This window comes from Agromyces sp. S2-1-8 (assembly GCF_021129215.1).
Classification (GTDB): domain Bacteria; phylum Actinomycetota; class Actinomycetes; order Actinomycetales; family Microbacteriaceae; genus Agromyces; species Agromyces chromiiresistens.
On sequence record NZ_JAJOLP010000001.1, the window covers coordinates 2120542 to 2142335 of the forward strand.

Genomic DNA, 21794 nt, shown 5'->3' on the forward strand with positions numbered 1-21794 from the left:
GCGTTCTCCGGAGGAGTACAACGGGCGACGGGTGCATACGCAGACGGCGTGCACTGTGCCGGCATCGACTTGGGGGAGTCTCATGCGCGCCAAGAACGTCCCGAACCGTTCGTACACGCAGGCCGAAGGCGTGATCCGACGGCGCCGCCAGGACGGTCGGCGATGGCCGTTCCGGGCGATCGCCGTCGTCGGCGCCTGGGCGCTCGCCCTGACCGGCGCGCAGGTCGCCTACGCCGACCCCGTGACCGACTCCGCCGATGTCGCCCAGCTCCGTGCGGGCATCGCGGCGCTCGCCGAGGTCGCGCTCGGCGACTACGAGGACGTGGGCCCGCTCGCGGCTCCGCTGCCGCTCGCCGACACGGCACCGGGTGTCGCGGTCGTCCGCCCCGGCGCGGCGCTGCAGCTGACGAACACGTTCATCGTCGGCGTGAAGACGGCGCTCCTCGGCCTCGCGCAGCAGGCCACGACCGCCGACTTCATGGCCGGCGTCGACGGACTCGACGCCGACGTCGCGGGGACGCAGCTCGAGCTGACGACGTCGAACCTCGTCGACTCGGGGGACACGCGTGGCTTCGACCTCGCGATCCGCGCTTCGCGCACCGTCGACTCGCCCATCGCGATCGTCGACCCCGACGGCCCCGGGGGCGAGCCGCTGCGCCTCGTGACCGCGGAGGCCGACCCCGCTCCGTACGAGATCGCGTTCGAGTTCACGGGAACGGTCCGCACCGACCCGCAGGGGCTGCGCTTCTGGCTCGACACCGCGTCGGGCGAGCCCACCGTCGAGGTCACCGCCGAACTCGCCGGCGACGACGCGTTCGCCTTCCCCGGGGGCGCGGCCGCGATCGGCGTGGGCGACGTCGAGATCCTCGACGACAGCTCCGTCGACGTCTCCGCCGAATGGTCGGGCACGATCGACGACGTCAACGGCGACGGCCGGCTCGCGATGTTCGAGCCGCCGGCGTTCGAGGGTGGGGAGCAGACGCCGGGCGAGCTCACCGTGCCGGCCGACCAGCTCACGACGTTCGAGCTCGCCGGCACCGCGACGGCCGACATCCGCTTCGGGTCGTCGCTGCTCGGGCTGTCGTCCGACCCGGCGCCCTCGCTGACCATGGACGCCGACCTCGCGCAGGTCCCCGAACCGCTCGCCGAGCTCGTCGCGAGCGACGGGGATCTCGCCGCGTTCGAGGCCTTCACCCGCCTGGGGCCGGTCGACCTCGTCTCGGGCATCATCCAGTACGGCACCCTGTTGCGGGCGCTGCAGCGACACACCAACGTCGACGCCCCTCTGCCGCTCGCGAGCGGCACGCTGAGCGAGCTCTACGACCTCGGCGGCGAGTTCGCGAAGCTCGCCGAGGATCTCATCGACGTCCAACCCGACCCCGACCCCGACCCGGCCGATCCCCAGCCCGTGATCGATGTCGGCATCTCGACGGTCGGCGACCTCGCCGACCGCATCGAGAGCGACATCCCCGGTGCACCCGCCACCATCACGCCCGTCTACGACCGCGACGCCGCCGAGGTGCGGCTCGACTTCGTCGTGCACCACGCACTCGACGATCAGCCCGACGTGCCGCCGGTGCTCGAGGACCAGCCGACCGACGACACCCCGCCGCCCGGGCAGGCCGCCTTCGGCGACCAACTGCTCGACACGACCGGCCTGCGCGGCGTCTCGGCGAGCGGCGACCCCGAGACCGTCGAGACGGACGTCGCGTACGACATCGACCTGCCGATCCTCATCGACCTCGACGAGGCCGAGCCCGCAGCCGACGACGCCGCAACCGCCGTCGTCGAGTTCGAGTCGCCGATGGTCTACGAGCGGTTCGGCACCGAGCTCATCGATGGCGCCGAGCTCACCATCACCGAGCAGGCCGAGGCCGCGGTGCACGGCGAGGGCCAGCTCGGCATCGTGCCGGCGGCGATCGGCGGCACCTGGAAGCTGCTGCAGGACGGCACCTCGCCGACGACCGGCGCCGACGTCGACCCGGCTTCCGGCGAGACCGCCACGCCGCGCATCGTCGACCTGCTCGCCGGGCTCTACGAGCACGACGGCGAGCCCGCCGTCTACCCGGTCGCCGCGGCCGTACGGCGCGGCCTCATCGACGCGGACTACACGGTCGTCGGGCACGGTTTCGATGCCGCCCAGCACCTGACCGAGGCACCCGGCACGTTCACGGTCGACGGCCCCGCGTTCGACCAGCCGGGGCAGACGGTCGTGCTCGGCAACGACGAGATGACCCTGCTCGCGGCGCTGAACATCGACACGTCCGAGCCCGACGTGCTGCTCGGCCGCGCGCTCGACGGCATCGGCGCCGTGGTCGACCGGCTCGACGCCGTCGACAGCGTGGTCGGCGGCGATACGGTGCCGTTCCTGAACCGTGGCGTCGAGAGCATCCTGCGGGAGGTCACCGGCCTCCGCGACAAGTACAACGAGTTCCGCGGCGGGCTGCTGCCGACCGACCTCGCCAAGCTCGAGAAGGGCCTCGAAGACGCGCTCGGCCTCGGGGTCGAGTTCCGTCTGCGCGACCTCGACGACGGCGGCGCGATCGAGCCCGCGCTGATCGCGGCGTTCGACGGCACGAAGTCGGTCGAGGCCGAGGTGCCGATGTCGTTCGTGAATGCGGAGCTTCCCTCGATCGCGGGCACCGAGGGCGAAGGCACGCTGCACGCCGTCCTCGAGGCGAAGCTCGCCCTCGGGCTCGTCGTCGGTCTCGATGAGGATGCCGCCGCAGCACCTCCGCGCCTGCTCGACTCGAGCCGGGTGAGCGTGAAGGCCGAGGTCACCGAGCAGCCGCCCGGGTCGGTGCAGCTCGGCGTGCACCTCGGGCCGTTCTCGGCGCAACTCGGCGACGCGACGAACAAGACCGGTCGCATCGCGGTCGGCGTGCGATTCGCGCTCGAGCGCACGAATGCACCCCAGCCGGGAGACCCGGCCGAGGAGCCTCGCGAACTCGACGCGTTCTTCGACGGCGACTTCACGGCCGGCGTGACCTCGCCCGCCGAGGGCGGCAAGTACACGTGCGCCGCCCCGGGACAGGCGCCCGTCGAGGGCAAGTTCGCGTGCGCTGCACTGCCGGTGCTCGTCGACCTCGGTTCCGGCCCCGAGCTTCCGAGCGGCGCGCCGGCGACCGCACCGACTGCGGACGACTACCTCACGGTCAGGTACGGCGACCCCGCCGACCCGTCCAGCGGCCTCACGGACCTGGAGGTCGATGCGCCCGCGGCTCTCGCCAGCGTGCTCGACGCCGCGAGCTTCAGCTTCGACAGCTTCGGCGACGGACTGAAGTCGATCAGCAAGATCCTCGGCCTCGCGATCGACGCGAGCAAGGCCGGCGGCGATCTCCCGGTCGTCGGCGAAGACCTCACCGCACTCGCCGACGGACTCGGAGACGTGAAGGCGTTCCTCGACGACCCGCAGATCCCGGGCCTGCCCGACTCCGACGTGAACGCGGCGGTGTACGGCGCGGGCGGGATCCGCGACGTGCTCGCGCAGAAGCTCATCGCAGCCGGGGTACTGCGCGACAGCGACTACCAGGCCGTCGGCGTGTTCCCCGGCGACGCCGGGGACGACCCGAGCGCCACCGACATCCGCGTCGTCGCCATCTGCAACGACAGCGGCAGCGACGAGCTCTGCGACGGCACCGAGTCGCTGATGTACCTCGTCGACCTGAGGTTCGAGCTCGAACTCGGGCAGGGCGCACGCGACCTGACGGGCGGCTGCCCCGTCGGCGATGCCGCGGCGTGCCCGGGCGTGAGCGAGATCCCACTCGACCTCGGGCTGCCGGGCCTGCCGCTCTCGCTCACCGGCAAGGTCACCGCGAGCGCCGGCTGGACCGTCGAGCTCGGCTTCGGCGTCTCGCGCGACGACGGGTTCTACCTGCTCGACAACCCCGTGCCCGGCACGGGCGAGGCCACTCCAGAGGGAGCGGACGCCCTCGAGGAGATCCGGGTGAACGTCGGGGCGAACCTCACCGCCGGGGTACCCATCACCGGGCGCATCGGCTTCATCGGAATGCAGGCCGAAGACCGCAGCACCGACCCGAACCAGCCGAGCGGCGCACGTCTGATGGCACAACTCGGGCTCGAGGCCGACGGCTGCGAGGACCTCGACCCGGCCACGTACGGGAACGGCGTCACCGGTGGAGCGCACTGCACGAGCGTCATCCCGATCTCGTCGTTCCTCTCGGGCGACATCGGCGGCCTGCTCACCGAGCCGCGCATCGACGGCGGCATCGCACTCGACCTCGACATCGACACCGGCATCGCCGACGGCGGCAACGTCAACACGACGCTGCCGACCTTCACCGCCGAGTTCGGGCTCACCTGGGAGTTCGACGGCACCGGCGCGGGCGACCTCGAGCTCGAACTGCGCAACATCGGCGTCGCGCCGGGCGAGATGTTCACCAAGCTCTTCGGCTCGGTGCTGAAGACACTCGACCCGATCCTCGCTCCCACGAAGCCCGTGCGGGAGTTCCTGTTCTCGCCGATCCCCGTGATCAGCGACCTCTCCGAGTACTTCGGAGGAGACCCGGTGACGATGGCCACCCTCGCGAAGGCGTTCGGCGTCGTCGACGTGTCGCTGCTCGAAGACATCGACCAGCTCTTCGACTTCCTCGAGATGATCGAAGGACTCGCGAACGGTTCGCCGTTCATCCTCGTCGACGAGCTCGAGCTCTCGCCCGAGACCGCCCGTGGCGCTCCGCTCACGCAGGATCAGAAGCTCAAGGCCGTGCAAGGCTCGGCCGCGATGACGGGCGACCCGGAGGCCCAGGTCGGCACCGCGCTCGGCGGCACATCCGGCGACTTCGACAAGCTGCGGCAGAAGGGTGCGCCGGCCGGGGAGTCGGACTTCTCCTTCCCGATGTTCGACGACCCGACCTGCCTCGTGGGCCTCCTGCTCGGCAAGGACTGCGCCGTCGTCGAGTGGCGGCCCGACCCGCTCGCCGTGCACATGGAGTACACGCAGAGCTTCGGCCCGTTCTTCGGCGTGCTGTACATCACGATCGGCGGCGCGCTCGACGTGAACGCCCAGGTCGGCGGCGGCGTCTCGACGCGCGGTGTGCGAATGCTCGCCGAGTCGATCATCGGCGGTGAGGTCGACAGCGCACTCGACGCGGCGACGAAGGCCGGCGAGGCCTTCCTGCAGAGCCTCTATCTCACCGACCTCGACGCGGAGGGCAAGGACATCCCCGAGTTCTCGGTGTCGGGCACGATCACCGCGGGCGCGAAGCTCGACATCTTCATCGCCGAGGCCGGCGTGAAGGGCGGCATCACCGCGACGTTCGGGCTCAATCTCAACGACAGCCCCGAGGCCGACGGGCGCATGCACATCGATGAGATCGTCGCGAAGTTCAAGACGCCGATCTGCCTGTTCGACATCGAGGGCAAGCTCATCGCCTTCCTCGAGGTGTACGCCGAGTTCGGGCCCTGCCCGTTCTGCTACTCCGACAGCTGGCGTCTCGCCGAGGTGACGCTGTTCGAGTTCTCGTCGTCGTGCGAGGCGAAGACACCCGATCTCGCGAGCGTCGAAGGCGGCTGGGTCGTGCTCAACGTCGGCGGTCGTGCCGACGTGCGCGGGGCGTTCGAGGACGTCGAGAACGAGTCGTTCACGGTGCATCAGCTGAGCGCCGAACCGCAGGGCGGCGAGTACGAGTTCAGCATCAGCGCATTCGGCTACACCGAGACGGAGAAGGGCGCCGGTGTGCGCATCATCGACGCGCTCGGCGGCAACGACTCGTTCCTGTTCAACGGATCGGGCGCCGGCGCCAAGCCGGGCGACCTCAACCCCGAGGCCGAGCCGCCCGAGGCGGGCGAGTGGGCGTTCAGCGCACCGGTCGACGCGCAGACGCTCGGCGACGGCGATGATCGCATCATCACGGGCTCGGGCGACGACACGGTCAACGGCGGCAACGGGGCCGACACGATCAACCTCGGTGACGGAACCAACACCGCAGCCGGCGACAACTCCGACGGTACGGGCAGCGGGCGCGACACGATCACGGGCGGCGAGGGCGTCGACACCCTGAGCGGCGGCGGTGACAACGACAACATCGACGCCGGGCTGGCGGCCGACGTGATCCGCGGCGACGCCGGCAACGACACCCTGCGCGGCGGCAAGGACAAGCTGTCGGTGCCGCCGGGCCAGACGCCGCCCCAGGACAAGCCCAACAAGATCGATGCGGGCGACCTCATCATCGGCGGCGCAGACGCCGACACGCTCCTCGGCGGCAGCGGCGGCGACCGGCTCTTCGGCGACGACCCGCCCGACGCGACGCCCGACGACGACACCGTCGAGGCCGAAGGCGCGGCGGCACCCGGCACCGATGGCGTCGACCGCATCGAGGGCGAAGCGGGAGCCGACGTGATCTTCGGCGGCGGCGCCCCCGACGAACTGTACGGCGGCTTCCGGCTCGTCGCGAGCGGTGTCGACGACTCGGCCGACCAGCTCCAGGGCGGAGACGGTGCAGACAAGCTGTACGGGTCGAACGGCGCCGACCTGCTCTACGGCGGGCGCGGGGCCGACGCGGTCAACGGCGAGGCCGGCGCCGACGAGGTGCACGGCCAGTCCGATGCCGACCCCGCGCTGAACGGCGGGCCCGACGACGACCGGATGTGGGGCGGACCCGGCGCCGACACGATCAACGGTGAGGCCGGGAACGACGAGCTCATCGGCGACGGCGACGGCGCGGATGCCGCGACCATGGGCGGCGACACGGCCGACGGCGGCGACGGCAACGACCTCGTGCTCGGCGACAACGGGACGATCGACGGCGCGCCCGGTGCACGGGTCGCGCACCCGAGCGAGACGGTCGGCGTCGGAGACCCGTCGCTCTCGGGCGGTGCCGACAAGGACCGCGTCTACGGCGAGGGCGGCGCCGACAACGCCTACGGCGGAGCGGGTCGTGACCTGGTGCACGGCAACGGCGGCGCCGACCACCTCTACGGTGAGCTCGGCGACGACGAGGTCAGGGGCGACGGCGACGACGACTTCGGCTACGGCGGTCCCGGCGCCGACGTCGTGATCGGCAACGCAGGCAGCGACCAGCTGCACGGCCAGGAGGGCGTCGACCTCATCGTCGGCGGTCACGACGACCCGGCGGGCGCCGATGCGGGCGACACCATGTACGGCGGGCCCGACGACGACCGCACGTTCGGCGACGACGTCTCGATCGACGTCGACGGCGGGTTCAACGGTGCGTTCGATCCCGGGCTCGACGCGCTCGACGACGTGACGTTCGAGCCGTCGTTCGTCGTGGGCACCTACGGCGACGACATCGGCGACGGCGGCACGGGCCTCGATGAGTTGCACGGCCAGGACGCCGTCGACCGGCTCTACGGCGCCGAGGACTACGACCAGCTCTTCGGCGAGCTCGCGGGCGACCACCTCGTGGGCGGTGCCGATCCCGACGACATCATCGGCGACCAGGGGACGATCGCGCCGCCGGCTCGCGAGATCGAGCCGCCCGCGGGCGGCTGGAAGCCCGGCACCCCGCAGGGCTCGCCCGACGTGGAGCTGAGCCTCGTGGCGCCCACCGTGGGCGGCGGCGACGCGATCTGGGGCGACTTCGACACGGCGGCCGCCCCCTGGCCGACGGGCGGCGACGACCGCGGATTCGGCGGACACGGCACCGACACCCTGCGCGGCGGATCGCACGACGACCACCTCGAGGGCAACGGCGGGCAGGACCGCATCTTCGGCTTCGACGAGGAGAGCGACCACACGGCCGACGACTCGACCGACGGCGCCGACGACCTGATCGGCGGATCGTCGCCGGTCAACCCGCTCGCCGACCCCGACGGATTCGACCACGCGCTCGACGAGGGCGAGGTCGAGATGCAGGGCAACGGCGCCGATGACGTCATGACGGGGGACAACGCGGTGCTGACGCGTCACGCCGACCCCGATGACGCGAACGCCTGGCAGACCGATCCCGTCACGGGCGGGGTCTTCCGCGAGGTCACCCTGCTCGACACCGGCAAGACCGGAGCCGACCTCGCCGAGGTCTCGGGCGGTGACTTCATGGCCGGCAACGACGAGAACGACCGGATCTTCGGCGAGGGCGGCAACGACCTCGCCAAGGGCAACGCCGACGACGACCTGGTGGAGGGCAACCAGGACGGCGACTGGCTCGAGGGCAACGCCGACGAGGACGACGTCATCGGCGGCTCGTCGTTCCCCGACCAGCCCGACACGGGCGACGTGCTCTGGGGCGGCGGCGGCGCCGACGTGCTCGCCGGTGACAACGCGTGCGTCGTGCGCGACGTGCCCGGCGTCGACTTCGACCCGAGCTCGTGCCCCGAGCTCGACGACCCGGCGCCCGAGGAGTTCCACTACGTCACGAGCCAGCTCGGCGTCGAGACGCGGCGCGGCCTCGTCTACCACGACCTCGACGGGCCGTTCCCGAGCGAGTTCGGGCGCGACACGCTGAACGGCGGCTCGGGCGTCGACGCCGAGTTCGGCCAGGACGGCGGTGACGCGCTCTTCGGCGACGGCGGCGCCGACTTCCAGCACGGCAACGGCGACGCCGACATCGTCGTCGGCGACCGGCCGGTCGCGGCGTACGGCGGGATCGCCCTGCCGCCCGAGGTCGGCGGAGTACTGCCTGCGCTCCCGGCGGTGCCGGCCGGCCTGCCCGGCTCCCCGAGCACGGGCGCCGACCTCGTCGGCCCGGCGCAGGCCGACGGGCAGGACGACCAGTTCGGCGGATCGAACCTCGCCGGCCACCGCGACACGGGCGACTGGCTCTTCGGTGACGGCGAAGCCGACTTCCAGCTCGGCGACAACGGCGAGCTCGACCGCACGGTCGAGGGCGAGGGCGACGCCGCCGCCTACGCGGTCTACGAGGAGCGATACCCCGACAACGACCCGCCCGACGACGGCTCCGCGGTGATCGAACGCGACGTCACCCGCTACGACGTCGGAGCGCCGGCGGCGGCCGGGGTCTGGGGCGCCGACCTCGTCTTCGGCGGAAACGGCACGAACCCGCTCATCTCCGCAGGCGCCGGCGACGGCGACGACAGCCAATGGGGCCAGGACGGCAACGACCGGCTGTTCGGCGAGGACGGCGACGACGACCAGTTCGGCGAGCTCGGCGACGACACCATGTGGGGCGGCGACGGCGAAGACGCGATGGTGGGCGACCGCGGCGGAGTGCAGACCCGCTTCGTCGAGGTCGACGGCAGCGACGGCGACGATCCCGATCTCCTCACGCACAACAGCCAGGGCCCTCCCGGCATCAACCTCGGCGGTCCCGACTCGGGCGCGCAGGACGCGGTGCTCCATCCCTTCGAGGCGCACCCGCTCTACCGCGGCACCTCGCTCACGCACGACCGCGACGGTTCGGTGCTCGAGAAGAACGGGCACGAAGTCGGCGGTGCCGACCGCATGCGCGGCGGACCCGGGCACGACTCGCTGCACGGAGGAGAGGGCGCCGACCTCATGAACGGCGACTCCGGCGGCGACTACGCGTACGGCGACGACGGCGCCGACGTGATGTGGGGCGGTCGCGGCGACCCGACGGTCGGCAGCCCCGACCTGCCGGGCCGCAACGACCCGGGCGAGGACGGCGAGTGGATCGACGTGCTGTTCGGCGGTCACGGCCAGTCCGCGGCCGAGGCGGGCGCCGACGTCCTCGACTACCAGCCGCGACCGGGCACCGACCCGGTCGTGTGGCAGACGATGGTCGCCGCGTACGCCGACACCGCGCCGGAGAACGCCGGCGCGGAGACCAGGCAGCACCACCACGGCACCGACTGGCTGTACGGCGGCTGGGACCGCGACGTGCTGCAGGCGGATGTCTCGGCGAACGGCCCGAACGACGGCGACAAGCTGCTCGACTGGAACGGCGCGTACAACCTCTACACGGCCTGCAACGCGGCCTACGGCGGATGGAACAACGTGCGCAAGCTCGACCCGAACAACCTGCTCGGGCTCGAGAAGCTCGCCTACGTGACCGGCGCCCGCGCCGACTTCGACGGGGCACCGACCCTCGCCGACGTGCAGTCCGCGAGCGGGTCGGCGTATCGCGAGGCGGCGATCGTCTACACGAAGGACCTGAAGGACAACTCGGGCAAGGCGTTCTCGTCGACGCCCGGGCACTTCGAGAACTTCATCTGCGACACCGACTGACGACGGACGGCGGAGCGGGAACGGATGCCTCGGGCCGGTCGACGGCTCGGGGCATCCGCGTCACCCGCCGTCGCACTCGGCCGATCCTCGATACGATCGAAGTTCCGCACCGATCCCGGAGGAGCGCCGTGAAGTACGTCTCGACCCGCGGCGGCATGCAGCCGTCGCCGTTCTCCGAGATCCTGGTGGAGGGGCTCGCACCCGACGGGGGTCTCGTCGTGCCCGAGACGGTGCCGCAGGTGTCGGCTGCCGAGCTCGAGGCGTGGCGCGGGCTCGACTACGCCGGCCTCGCGATCGAGGTGATCGGCCGCTACGCCGACGGCGTCCCGCGCGACGACCTCGAACGGCTCTGCCGCGCCGCCTACGACCCGGCGTTGTTCGACCGCGACGAGATCGTGCCGATCCGGCGCCTCGACGACGAGCTCGCGCTCGTGGGGCTCTCGGAGGGGCCGACGCTCGCCTTCAAGGACATGGCGATGCAGTTCCTCGGGCAGGCGCTCGAGTACGCCCTCGCCCACGACGGCGCCACCCTCAACATCCTCGGCGCGACGTCGGGCGACACCGGCTCGGCCGCCGAGGTCGCGCTGCGCGGCAAGCGCGGCATCGCGGTGTTCATGCTGTCGCCGCAGGGGCGCATGAGCCGGTTCCAGCGCGCACAGATGTACTCGCTCACCGACGAGAACATCCACAACATCGCCGTCGCGGGCGACTTCGACGACTGCCAGCACCTCGTGAAGCAGATCGCCGGCGATGCCGAGTTCAAGCGGCGCTATCGCATCGGCGCGGTCAACTCGATCAACTTCGCACGCGTCTGCGCGCAGGTCGTCTACTACGTCTGGGCGTGGCTGCGCGTCACCGATGCGCTGCCCGAGGCCGAGCGCGCTGCGCAACGCATCGACGTCACCGTGCCGTCGGGCAACTTCGGCAACATCTTCTCGGGCTACCTCGCCCGCTGCATGGGCGTGCCGATCCGCCGGCTCGTGCTCGCGACGAACGAGAACAACGTGCTCGACGAGTTCTTCCGCACGGGCGTGTACCGGCCGCGCGCCGGCGTCGAGGCCCTCGCGACGTCGAGCCCCTCGATGGACATCTCCCGCGCGTCGAACTTCGAGCGGTTCGTGTTCGAGGTGCTCGGGCGCGACCCCGAGCGGCTCCGCGAGGCCTGGGTTGGCCTCGAACGCGACGGCGTGCTCGACCTGTCGGCAGAACGCGAGCGCTTCGCCGGCGAGTTCGGGTTCGTGAGCGGCTCGAGCACGCACGCCGACCGGGTCGCCGCGATCCGCGAGACCCACGAGCGCTACGGCGTGGTCGTCGACCCCCACACGGCCGACGGGCTCGCCGTCGCGCGTCGGAATCTCGAACGAGGCATCCCGATGCTCGTGCTCGAGACCGCGAAGCCCGCCAAGTTCCCCGACATCGTGGAGGAGGCGATCGGGCGGACGCCCGAGGTGCCCGAGCACCTGCGCGAACTCCTCGACGCGCCGCAGGTCGTGACCGAGACGGCGAACGACGCCGCCGCGATCCGGGCGATCATCGAGCGCGACGCACTCGCCTGAGCTCTGCGAGACGGCTCCCGAGGCACAAGGCCCACCGTCGCGCGCTCCTCGACCGCGCGAGCGTCGCTACTTCTTCGTGCCGTAGTCCTTGTTGTACTGCTCGAGCACCTCGTCGATGGGCGCGTCGAGCGCGAGCCTGCCCTTGTCGAGGTAGAGACCGCGCGTGCAGAACCGGCGCAGGTCGCGCTCGTTGTGCGAGACGAAGAAGAGGGTGCGGCCGCCGGCGAGCAGCTCGTCGATGCGCCGATAGCACTTCTCGCGGAACGCGGCGTCGCCCACGGCGAGCACCTCGTCGACGAGCAGGATCGGCTCCTCGAGCTGCGAGATCACCGCGAAGGCGATGCGCACCTTCATGCCGCTCGAGAGGTGCTTGTACGGCGTTTCGAGGAAGTCGCCGATCTCGGCGAACCCGATGACCTCGTCGAACTTCGCATCGATCTGCGCCCGCGTCATGCCGTGCAGGCCCGCGGTCAGGTACACGTTGTCGCGCACCGTGAGCTCGCCGACGAACCCGCCGGTGATCTCGATGAGCGGCGCGACGCCGCCCGTGATCTCGACCGTGCCCTCGTCGGGCAGCATGACCCCCGCCACGAGCTTCAGGAGCGTCGACTTGCCCTGGCCGTTGCGTCCGACGACGCCGATGGCCTCGCCGGGGCGCACCTCGATCGACACGTCGCGGAGCGCCCAGAACTCGCCCGGCCGGTTGCGGCGGCGCTTGCCGGCGAACAGGTCCTTGAACGAACGGCGGCCGCGGCGGTTGCGTCGGAACCGGATGCCGAGGCCCTCCGTGCGGATCGCGGTCGGCGGTGGCGGGGCGGCGGCGCCGGGGGAGACGGCGGTGGTGGCTTCCGTCATCAGATCTCCTTCAGCACCTGACGCTCGCACGAACGGAACACCCACAGCCCGAGCGCGAGCAGCACGAGCGACATTCCGGTCGACACCGCGACCGCGAACCAGTCGAGCTCGCCCGGGAAGAACCCGGCGCGGTAGAGGCTGAAGATGCCGGTCAGCGGGTTGAAGGCGGCCCACGGGCGCAGGTCGGCCGGCAGGTTCGAGACGCCGTAGACGATCGGGGACGCGTAGAACAGGAACCGCAGGATGAGCTTCACCGCGCGCTCGAGGTCGCGGAAGAACACGACGAGCGGCGCGACGATGAGGCACACGGCGACCGTGAGCAGCGCCTGCAGTGCGATCCCGAGCGGGAAGAGCACGAGCTCCCACGAGACGGTCGCGCCGAACACGATCGCGAACAGCGCGAGCACCGGGATCGCGAGCAGGAACTCGATGCCCTTCGCGAGCACGATGCGGTTGACCCAGATCGTGCGGGGGATCATCGTCGACCGAACGAGCTTCGCATCCTTCAGGAACGCGCGCGTCGAGTCGGACACCGCTCCGTTGAACCACATCCACGGCAGGAGCGCCGACAGCAGGAACACGATGTACGGTTCGGTGCCGCTCAGCCGCTGGAACACGATCGTGAACACGAAGTAGTAGATGCCCGCCATGAGCAGCGGGTCGAGCACCGACCACACGTAGCCGAGCGCCGAGGTCGAGTAGCGCACCTTGAGGTCGCGCGTCGTGAGCAGCCAGAGCGCGTGCCGGTACCGCGCCCACGGCGTCCGCTGGAGCGGATGGGCGTCGCCGTAGGCGACCGGTGCGGTGCTCGTCACGCATCTCATCGTAGATGCCCGGGCGGGGTAGATTTGATGCGGACGGGTGGCGACCTGCCGAGCCCGGTCGAGAGGAGCCGCGCACCCGTGCACCGCACCAGCACCCGCGTCATTCTGAGCTGCGCCGCGATCGGCGTCGGCGGCGGCCTGTTCGCCGCGGGAGCCGGCTACTTCGCCGGCCTCATCGCGGGCATCGCGCCCATGCTCTACGGCATCACGATCGGCTCGCACTTCCTGCCGAGCGCCGTCGCACTCGCACTGCTGAAGCGCCCGGGGGTCGGCATCCTCACGGGGTTCATCGCGGGGCTCGTTGGCGCCGCGTTCGCGCCGCAGTGGATCTGGCGGTTCCTGCTCACGGGCCTGCTCGTCGGCGCGCTCCTCGAACTCCCGTTCTTCGTCACGCGCTACCGCTCGTGGTCGCCGTGGCTGTTCTACGCCGCGGCCGGCGGATCGGGGCTCGCGCTCGCGGCCGGAACGTTCGTCGCGCTCGGCCCCGAGCACTACGCGCCCTGGTTCTGGGTGCTCTACCTCGCGATGTTCACGCTGAGCCCCGTGGTCTTCACCTGGCTCGGTCGTGTGATCGCGCGCTCGCTGTCACGGGCGGGCGTCGCGCGCACCCTCGCCTGACGTGCCCTGAACGACGAAGAGCGGATGCCTCGAGGCATCCGCTCTTCGTCATTGCGCTGTGTGCTGCAGGTCACACGAAGTGGTTCGCACGCTCCAGGTCTTCGGCGAAGTCGATCTCGACCGCGTAGAGGTCGGAGACGTCCATCGGCTCGACGAGGAGGCCGTTGTGCTCGATCGCGAGCTCGAGACCGCGCTCGAAGTAGTCCTGGTCGCCGACGCGCTGCAGGTGCGCGAGGAACGTGGCCTTGTCGCGGCTCGAGATGTAGTTGATGCCGACCGCTTCGCCGAGGCCGCCCTTGACGGTCTTCGAGAGCTCCTTGATGTAGCCCTCGGCGCTCGTCGTGTACTTCACCTCTTCGTCGGAGACCTTCGCGGTGTTCACCGTGACGAAGGACTGGTCGCGCGCGATGAGCGGAAGGGCCCGGTCGAGGATCGCCGGGTCGAACACGACGTCGCCGTTCATCCACAGCACGCCGCCCTGCTGCGACGCGGCGAGGGCGCGCATGAGCGACTTCGAGGTGTTCGTCTGGTCGTACTCCTCGTTGTACACGAACGACGCCTGCGGGAACGCCTCGATGATGTGCTCGAGCTTGTAGCCGACGACGATCGTCACGTCGGCGGTGCCGCCGAACGCGTGCTCGATGTTGTCGAACTGCTGGCGCATGATGGTGCGGCCGTCGCTGAGTTCGGTGAGCGGCTTGGGGAGGGATCGCCCGAGTCGGCTCCCCATGCCGGCCGCGAGAATCACGATCTGGGTGGTCACTGCATCTCCTTCGGTGGTCGGACGCCCCCACCGGGCGGCCTCGAACCGAGGAATTCGCCCGGAGTTCATCCGGAAGTTCACATATGGACACGCCGTTATGCCGGACTACAGACTATCGGGGCGCCTGCCGAACGGGCCATTCGGGCCGGACGGTCGTAGTCGGATCGTGATACGACGCACAGGCAATGCACAGAAAGCGCCGCCGAGGGCGGGGGCGCGCTCGACGGGCGGTCATTGGTAGGTTGGCTTGGTGACTTCCGTTTCGCGTTCCGACCACGACGACGAAGCTGTCGAAGGCACCGGTGCGGGGGCGTCCGAGCAGGGTGGTGCCCCGACCGGGTCGACCGGCGGCTCCGGCGCCCGCTCGACGAGCGCCGGCTCATCGGCCGGTTCGAAGGCGGGCTCCGAGAAGGGTGCAGCTGCGAAGCCGGCCGGCTCGAAGGAGGGCGGCGCGAAGCCGGCCTCGGCGACGTCGAAGACCGCGGCGATGACGCCCGCCGAGCGTTCGGCGGCACGTTCGGCGGCAGCGAAGAAGGCCGCAGCGACGCGCAAGGCCAACAAGGCCGCCGCTGCCGCCGCGGCAGCCGCGGCGGCCGAGGGCGAGTCGCCCTCGAGCACGACGGCCGAGGCGTCCGGATCGAAGCGCAGCGGTGCCTCCCGCGCCGCGTCGGCCTCGGCGAGTTCGGCGCGGAGCGCGGCCGCGCGATCGACGGGGGCCACCCGGTCCTCGAGCGTCGCGAGCGCCGCCGAGACGCGCAATCGCGCCGCCGCGTCGGCGTCGGCGCATCGCCAGTCGCAGCGCGTGGCGGCCTCGCTCACCACTGAGACCACCGCCGCCGAACGCGGCCCGCGCAAGGGCGGCGACGCCGCGGCCCCCGCCGTCGAGCCCGCGGAGGCCCCGGCGAAGGACGGGGCGTTCGACCTGGAGGCGACCACCGAACGCAAGCGCACGGCGGCGACGGCGGCGACCGCGGCGACGGAGGTGCTGGTCCACGAATCGGACGAAGCGCCCGCCGCCGGCGTCACGACGCCGCCTGCCGACGCGGTCGACCCCGACGGCTCGGCGGCACTCGCCGAGACCTCGCCCGCCGAGGCGCCCGGCGCCGACGGCGTGCTCGACGACGCACCCGCCGCCGAGGCATCCGCACCGACCATCGCTGCCCAGGCCGTGACCGTGATCCCCGCGAAGAAGTCGACGGCGCCGCGCAAGAAGCGCACCCTCCGGGTGGCGCGGCCGGCGCCGCCCGTCGATGCGCCGCGCGTGCTCGAGATCTCCGGCCTCGTGAAGCGCTTCGGCGAGAACACGGCGGTCGACGGCATCAGCCTCTCGGTGCGCGCGGGGTCGTTCTTCGGCATCGTCGGGCCGAACGGCGCGGGCAAGACGACGACGCTCTCGATGGTCACGGGCCTGCTGCGGCCCGACGCCGGCACGGTCGCCATCCACGGCATCGACGCCTGGGCCGACCCGCGCGCCGCGAAGCGCGTGACCGGCGTGCTGCCAGACCGCCTGCGCCTGTTCGATCGGTTGACCGGCAGCCAGCTGCTCTACTACTCGGGCGTGCTCCGCGGGCTCGACAACCGCACGGTGCGCGATCGCAGCGCCGACCTCATCTCCGCGTTCGGGCTCGACGACGCGGTCGACCGGCTCGTCGCCGACTACTCGGCCGGCATGACGAAGAAGATCGCGCTCGCGTGCGCGCTGATCCACTCGCCCCGGCTGCTCGTGCTCGACGAGCCCTTCGAGTCGGTCGACCCGGTGTCGGCCGCGAACCTCACCGAGATCCTCGAACGGTACGTCGCGGGCGGCGGCACGGTGGTGCTCTCGAGCCACGGCATGGATCTCATCGAGCGGGTGTGCGACTCGGCGGCCATCATCGTCTCGGGCCGCGTGCTCGCCTCCGGCACCCTCGACGAGGTGCGCGCCGGCCAGACGCTCGAAGACCGATTCGTCGAGCTCGCGGGCGGGCGCAAGGCTGCGGAAGGCATGGAATGGTTGCACAGTTTCTCGGACTGAAACTGCGCCTGCTGGCGAACATCTTCAAACGGAGCACCTGGCAGGTCGTCGGCATCGTCGTCGGGCTCGTCTACGGGCTCGGGCTCGCGATCGTCCTGTTCCTCTCGCTCGTCGCGCTGCGCGTCGTCGGCGACGTCGAGACGATCCGCAACGCGCTCGTCATCGCCGGGTCGGCGACGATGGTCGGGTTCATCGTGTTCCCGCTCGTGTTCGGCACCGACGACACGATGGACCCGCGCAAGTTCGCGCTCTTCGGCCTGCCCGACCGCACGCTCGCGCTGAGCCTCGCGGTCGCCGGGCTCGTCGGCATCCCGGCGCTCGTGCTCGGCATCGTGCTGCTCGGCACCGTCGTCACCTGGTCGCGCGGTGTCGCCGAGACCCTGCTCGCGCTCATCTCCGCCGCGCTCGCGTTCGCGACCTGCCTGCTCCTGGCCCGGGTGACGACCGCGCTCGCATCGTTCCTGCTGTCGACGCGACGCGCCCGCGAACTGCTCGGCGTCATCGGCCTGCTGCTCATCGTCATGCTCTCGCCCATCATCGTCGCGATCGCGACCCTCGACTGGGCGAACTCGGGGCGGAGCATCCTCTCGACCCTCGGCGGACTCCTCGGCTGGACGCCGTTCGGCGCCGCCTTCGCGGTGCCCGGCGACGCCTCGGCCGGCGCGTGGGGTCCGGCCGTGCTCGAACTCCTCATCGCCGCGGCCACGCTCGGCGCCGTCTGGCTCGCCTGGCAGGCGCTCGTCGCGAAGATGCTCGTCACGCCCGGCCGCGAGGCCTCGGCGAAGAGCTATCGCGGGCTCGGCTGGTTCGATCGGATGCCGCACGGCGCGACGGGCGCCGTCGCCGCCCGCAGCTTCACGTACTGGTTCCGCGACGCCCGCTACTGGGTGTCGGTCGTGATGATCCCGATCGTGCCCGTGCTCGTGATGGTGCCGCTCGGTGTCGCCGGCGTGCCGACCCAGTACCTCGGGCTCATCCCGGTGCCGCTCATGTGCCTGTTCCTCGGCTGGAGCCTGCACAACGACACCGCGTACGACTCGACCGCGATCTGGCTGCACGTCGTGTCCGGGGTGCGCGGGGTCTCCGACCGGTTCGGCCGGCTGGTGCCGGTGCTCCTCGCAGGCGTCCTCGTGATCGGCCTCGGCAGCGCGGTCACCGTCTTCGTGCTCGACGACTGGCGCCTCCTGCCGTCGCTGCTCGGCGTGAGCACCGCGCTGCTGCTCGCCGGGCTCGGAGTCGGCTCGGTCGCGTCCGCGCGGTTCCCCTATCCTGCGGTGAAGCCGGGCGACAGCCCGTTCCAGCAGCCCCAGGCCACGGGCGGGCTCACGGCACTCGTGCAGTCGCTCACGATGCTCGCCTCCGTCCTCATCGCGGCTCCGGCCCTGATCTTCGCCGCGATGGGCGTGCTCGTCGACCCGTCGTGGCATGCGGCGGCGTTCGCCGCCGGCGTCGGCCTCGGGCTCGGCGCACTCGCGATCGGCGTGTGGTGGGGCGGACGCGTGTTCGACGCCCGTGGCCCCGAGACGCTCGCCGCGGCCATCCGCGCCTGAGCCGCGCGTAGACTCTTCGTCATGATCCACAGCGTGCGCGCCAGCATCGCCGACCCCGGCCAGCCGGGCGGCGGCACCGACGTCCTCGACCGCGAACTCGAGAAGCTCCTCGAGGACGAGGCCATCGAGCCGGGCGACCACGAGCGCTTCTCGCACTACGTGCAGAAGGAGAAGATCCTCGAGTCGGCGCTCACCGGCAAGCCGGTCAAGGCGCTCTGCGGCAAGAAGTGGACGCCGGGTCGCGACCCCGAGAAGTTCCCGGTGTGCCCGACCTGCAAGGAGATCTACGAGAAGATGCGTCGCTCGTAGGCGCGCACCTTCTTCAGCGGTAGCTCGTCGGGATCACCGGCTCGCCGCGGCCGAGGCGGAACGCCTCGATCGGCAGCTCCTGCATGACCTCGGCGCGGTGCGCCCGCGCAGCGGCCGTGCCGGCCGGACCGAGGTGCGCCGGGTCGGGCTCGCCCTTCGCGACCAGCTGGACCATGAGCGGGCGGAGCCGGTCGCCCGCCTCGAACTCGGCCTCGCCGTCGGGCCCGTCGCCCACGAACACGAGCTCCTCGCGAGCGGTACGGGTCGAGTCGAGCCTGCGGGCGGCGTTCTTGCGTCCGCCCACGCTCGCCTTCTGGGTCGAGGCCTTCGCGACCGGCACCCATCCGCCCGCGTCGTCCTTGCGGGCGACGAGCTTGTAGACCATGCCTGCGGCGGGAAAGCCCGAGCCGGTGACCACGGCGGTGCCGACGCCGTACGAGTCGACCGGTGCGCCCGAGAGCCCCGCGATCGTGAACTCGTCGAGGTCGCTCGTCACGGTGATCTTCGTATCGACCGCCCCGAGCGCGTCGAGCTGCTCGCGCACCGCGGCGACGACCGTCGGCAGGTCGCCCGAGTCGATGCGCACCGCGCCGAGCTCGGGACCGGCGACCTGCACGGCGAGCTCGACGCCGCGGGTGATGTCGTACGTGTCGACGAGGAGGGTCGTCTTCGGGCCGAATGCGGCCACCTGGGCGCGGAACGCGTCTTCCTCGCTGTCGTGGAGGAGCGTGAAGGCGTGCGCCGCGGTGCCCATCGTCGGGATGCCCCAGGTGCGGCCGGCCTCCAGGTTCGAGGTCGCGTCGAACCCGGCGATGTAGGCGGCGCGCGCGGCGGCGATCGCCGAGCGTTCGCTCGTGCGACGTGAACCCATCTCGGCGATCGGTCGGCCGAGTGCGACCGACACCATGCGTGCTGCGGCGCTCGCGATGGAGGAGTCGTAGTTGAGCGTCGAGAGCACCACGGTCTCGAGCATGACGGCCTCGGCGAACGACGCCTGGATGGTGAGCAGCGGCGAGCCCGGGAAGTACGCCTCGCCCTCGCGATACCCCCAGATGTCGCCCGTGAACCGGTAGTCGGCGAGCCAGTCGAGCGTCGCGGGCCGCACGATCTCCTGTTCGCGCAGCCACTCGAGCTCGGCGTCTTCGAAATGGAACCGCTGGACGAGTTCGAGCAGGCGCCCGGTGCCGGCGACGACGCCGTAGCGGCGTCCGTCGGGCAGGCGTCTCGCGAACGCCTCGAAGAGGCTCTCGCGGTGGGCGGTGCCGTCGAGCAGGGCGGCATCGACCATCGTCAGTTCGTAGCGGTCGGTGAAGAGGGCAGCTGAGCCGGTCACGCCCCCGAGCCTAGCCGGAGCCGACGCGACCCCGGTCGCGGCGACGCGGCGTCGGGCGGGCCGGATGCGTCGGCGGGGCGTGCGGTCGCGACGACGTTGCTCAGCATCACGAGCGCGATGCCCGCGAGCTGCCATCCGGTGAGCGTCTGCCCGAGGATGAGGAAGCCGAAGAGCGTCGCCGCGGCCGGGTGCAGGCTCTGCAGCACGCCGAACCTGGCTCTCGAGACGCGCCGCAGTGCCCACATGTCGATCGCGTACGGGAGCGCCGAGCAGAGCAGGCCGACCGCGACCCCGACGAGGAGCACGCGCGGAAGCTCCGCCGGGTCGAGCCCGATGAGCGCGAGCACGAGGAGCGGCGAGGTGGCCGCTGCGGCGGTGGTGTTCGCGACCGCGGTCGCGGTGAGGCCCGGCAGCGCGAGCGCGGCCCGCTGGCCGATGACGATGTAGGCCGCCCAGGCGCCCGCCGCGACGAATCCGAAGGCGATGCCGAGCGGGTCGAGGCCGGCGACCGTGCCGGTGAGCAGCACGACGCCGAGCCCCGCTCCGAGTGCGCAGGCGAGGTCGAGCCGCCGGCGCGAACCGACGAGCGCGACCGGGAGGGGGCCGAGGAACTCGAGGGTGACCGCGAGGCCGAGGCCGACCCGGCTGATCGAGGCGTAGAGCGAGAGGTTCATGACGACGAGCACCGCGCCGAGCAGCACGGCGGGGCGCAGGCGGCGCCAGCCGATCGCGCGGAGCCGGGGGCGGGCCACGGCGAGCGTCGCGATCGCGGCGACCGCCTGGCGCAGGGCGACGACACCGGCCGGCCCGACGATCGGGAAGACGGTCGCGCCGATCGCGGCGCCGACGGCGACCGAGGTCGCGCTGCCGACCATGGCGAGGCTCGCCGCGCGTGTCGATTCCATGATTCGACGCTAGGTCGCATTGTGTTCGAAGTGAAATGCAATCACGGACGATCGATACGCTAGACGCATGGATGTCGAGCTCCGCCACCTCCGGGTCCTCGTGGCACTCGACGAGGAGCGCTCGTTCACCGCGGCCGCGGCGCGCCTCGGGCTCTCGCAGGCGGCCGTCTCGCGGGCGATCGCGGCGCTCGAGCACGAGCTCGGCACCCCGCTCGTGCACCGCACCACCCGCCGGGTCGAGCCGACGGCCGCGGGCGCCGCCTTCGCGGGCACGGCCCGCCGGCTGAACGCCGAGCTCGACCGTGCGCTCGCGGAGCTGCGAGGCGAACGGTCCCGGGTGCGACTCGGCTACTCGTGGGCGGCCCTCGGGGCGCACACGACCGCCGTGCTCCGCGCCTGGAACCGCGCGCACCCCGACGAGCCGCTGCGGCTCAGCCGCATCAACCGGCGCGACGCCGGCCTCGCCGACGGCCGGGTCGACCTCGCCGTGATCCGCGGCGACGTGCGCGTGCCCGACGTCGTCGACGAGGTCGTGGGCCACGAACGCCGCTACGTGGCGATGCCGGTCGACCACGAGCTCGCCGACCGGTCGCGGGTCGCACTCGCCGACCTCACGCCGTTCGTCGTCGCGGTCGACCGGTACACGGGCACGACCACGACCTCGCTGTGGTCCGACGCCGGGCTCGAACCGCCCCGCATCACCGACACGACCGACTTCGAGGACTGGCTCGACCTCATCGCCGCCGGCGAGGTCATCGGCGTCACGGCGGCGGCCACGACCCACCAGTACCCGAGGCCGGGCATCGTGTTCGCCGAGCTCACCGATGCGCCGCCGATCGAGGTGCACCTCGCCTGGCACCGATCGTGGCGGCATCCGGCGACGACGAGACTGGCGCGCGCCATCCGCGAGGCCTACGCGACCGGCCCGCTCGCCTAAGCTT

13 protein-coding genes are annotated in these 21794 nt (G+C 71.7%); 7 read left to right on the plus strand and 6 right to left on the minus strand.

Features of this window, described 5'->3' with window-relative positions; all coding sequences use genetic code 11:
• The first annotated feature begins 82 nt into the window (after positions 1-82).
• Both LR269_RS09670 and thrC read left to right on the plus strand, forming a co-directional pair.
• Positions 83-10126: a calcium-binding protein gene (locus LR269_RS09670; protein ID WP_231430567.1), complete on the plus strand. Its 10044-nt coding sequence runs from the start codon at positions 83-85 to the stop codon at positions 10124-10126.
• A 128-nt stretch (positions 10127-10254) separates the two neighbouring features.
• Complete coding sequence (gene thrC / locus LR269_RS09675; RefSeq protein WP_231430568.1) at positions 10255-11682, plus strand: threonine synthase; 1428 nt, start codon at positions 10255-10257, stop codon at positions 11680-11682.
• Between the two features lie 66 nt (positions 11683-11748).
• Here the strand turns inward: thrC and LR269_RS09680 are convergent, their stop codons facing one another.
• On the minus strand, positions 11749-12537 hold the full coding sequence (locus tag LR269_RS09680) for an ABC transporter ATP-binding protein (protein WP_231430569.1): 789 nt from the start codon (positions 12535-12537) through the stop codon (positions 11749-11751).
• Positions 12537-13352: an ABC transporter permease gene (locus tag LR269_RS09685; RefSeq protein WP_231430570.1), complete on the minus strand. Its 816-nt coding sequence runs from the start codon at positions 13350-13352 to the stop codon at positions 12537-12539. Before LR269_RS09685 ends, LR269_RS09680 begins: the two co-directional genes overlap by 1 nt.
• A gap of 87 nt (positions 13353-13439) precedes the next feature.
• Here LR269_RS09685 and LR269_RS09690 point away from each other — a divergent pair, with 87 nt between their 5' ends.
• Entirely contained in the window at positions 13440-13979 is a 540-nt protein-coding gene (locus tag LR269_RS09690; RefSeq protein ID WP_231430572.1) for an ECF transporter S component, read from the plus strand.
• Positions 13980-14049: 70 nt separating this feature from the next.
• On the opposite strand, the gene LR269_RS09695 is transcribed toward LR269_RS09690, so the two are convergent.
• Positions 14050-14742 carry an NTP transferase domain-containing protein gene (locus LR269_RS09695; protein ID WP_231430574.1) on the minus strand — a complete coding sequence of 231 codons (693 nt, stop codon included), beginning with the start codon at positions 14740-14742 and terminating at the stop codon, positions 14050-14052.
• Positions 14743-14973: 231 nt separating this feature from the next.
• Positions 14974-15561 (minus strand): hypothetical protein, encoded by a 588-nt coding sequence (locus tag LR269_RS09700; RefSeq protein ID WP_231430575.1) that lies wholly within the window; start codon positions 15559-15561, stop codon positions 14974-14976.
• On the opposite strand from LR269_RS09700, the gene LR269_RS09705 reads away from it, so the two are divergent.
• From LR269_RS09705 to LR269_RS09715, 3 genes are read left to right on the plus strand one after another with little or no spacing between them, the layout of a single operon-like run.
• A complete protein-coding gene (locus tag LR269_RS09705; RefSeq protein WP_308191640.1) occupies positions 15545-16756 on the plus strand; it encodes an ATP-binding cassette domain-containing protein in 1212 nt (403 codons plus the stop codon). The genes LR269_RS09700 and LR269_RS09705 overlap by 17 nt on opposite strands.
• Positions 16732-18306, plus strand: a complete 1575-nt coding sequence (locus tag LR269_RS09710; RefSeq protein WP_231430577.1) for a hypothetical protein — start codon at positions 16732-16734, stop codon at positions 18304-18306. The genes LR269_RS09705 and LR269_RS09710 overlap by 25 nt, the downstream gene beginning before the upstream one ends.
• A gap of 21 nt (positions 18307-18327) precedes the next feature.
• Positions 18328-18615: a DUF3039 domain-containing protein gene (locus LR269_RS09715; protein ID WP_231430578.1), complete on the plus strand. Its 288-nt coding sequence runs from the start codon at positions 18328-18330 to the stop codon at positions 18613-18615.
• A 13-nt stretch (positions 18616-18628) separates the two neighbouring features.
• Here the strand turns inward: LR269_RS09715 and LR269_RS09720 are convergent, their stop codons facing one another.
• Together LR269_RS09720 and LR269_RS09725 are read right to left on the minus strand one after the other, a co-directional pair.
• Positions 18629-19948 carry a nicotinate phosphoribosyltransferase gene (locus LR269_RS09720; RefSeq protein WP_231430579.1) on the minus strand — a complete coding sequence of 440 codons (1320 nt, stop codon included), beginning with the start codon at positions 19946-19948 and terminating at the stop codon, positions 18629-18631.
• Positions 19945-20853 (minus strand): DMT family transporter, encoded by a 909-nt coding sequence (locus LR269_RS09725; protein ID WP_231430580.1) that lies wholly within the window; start codon positions 20851-20853, stop codon positions 19945-19947. Before LR269_RS09725 ends, LR269_RS09720 begins: the two co-directional genes overlap by 4 nt.
• Positions 20854-20920: 67 nt before the next feature.
• Between LR269_RS09725 and LR269_RS09730 the strand changes: the two genes are divergently transcribed.
• Complete coding sequence (locus tag LR269_RS09730) at positions 20921-21790, plus strand: LysR family transcriptional regulator (protein WP_231430581.1); 870 nt, start codon at positions 20921-20923, stop codon at positions 21788-21790.
• The last annotated feature ends 4 nt before the right edge of the window (positions 21791-21794 follow it).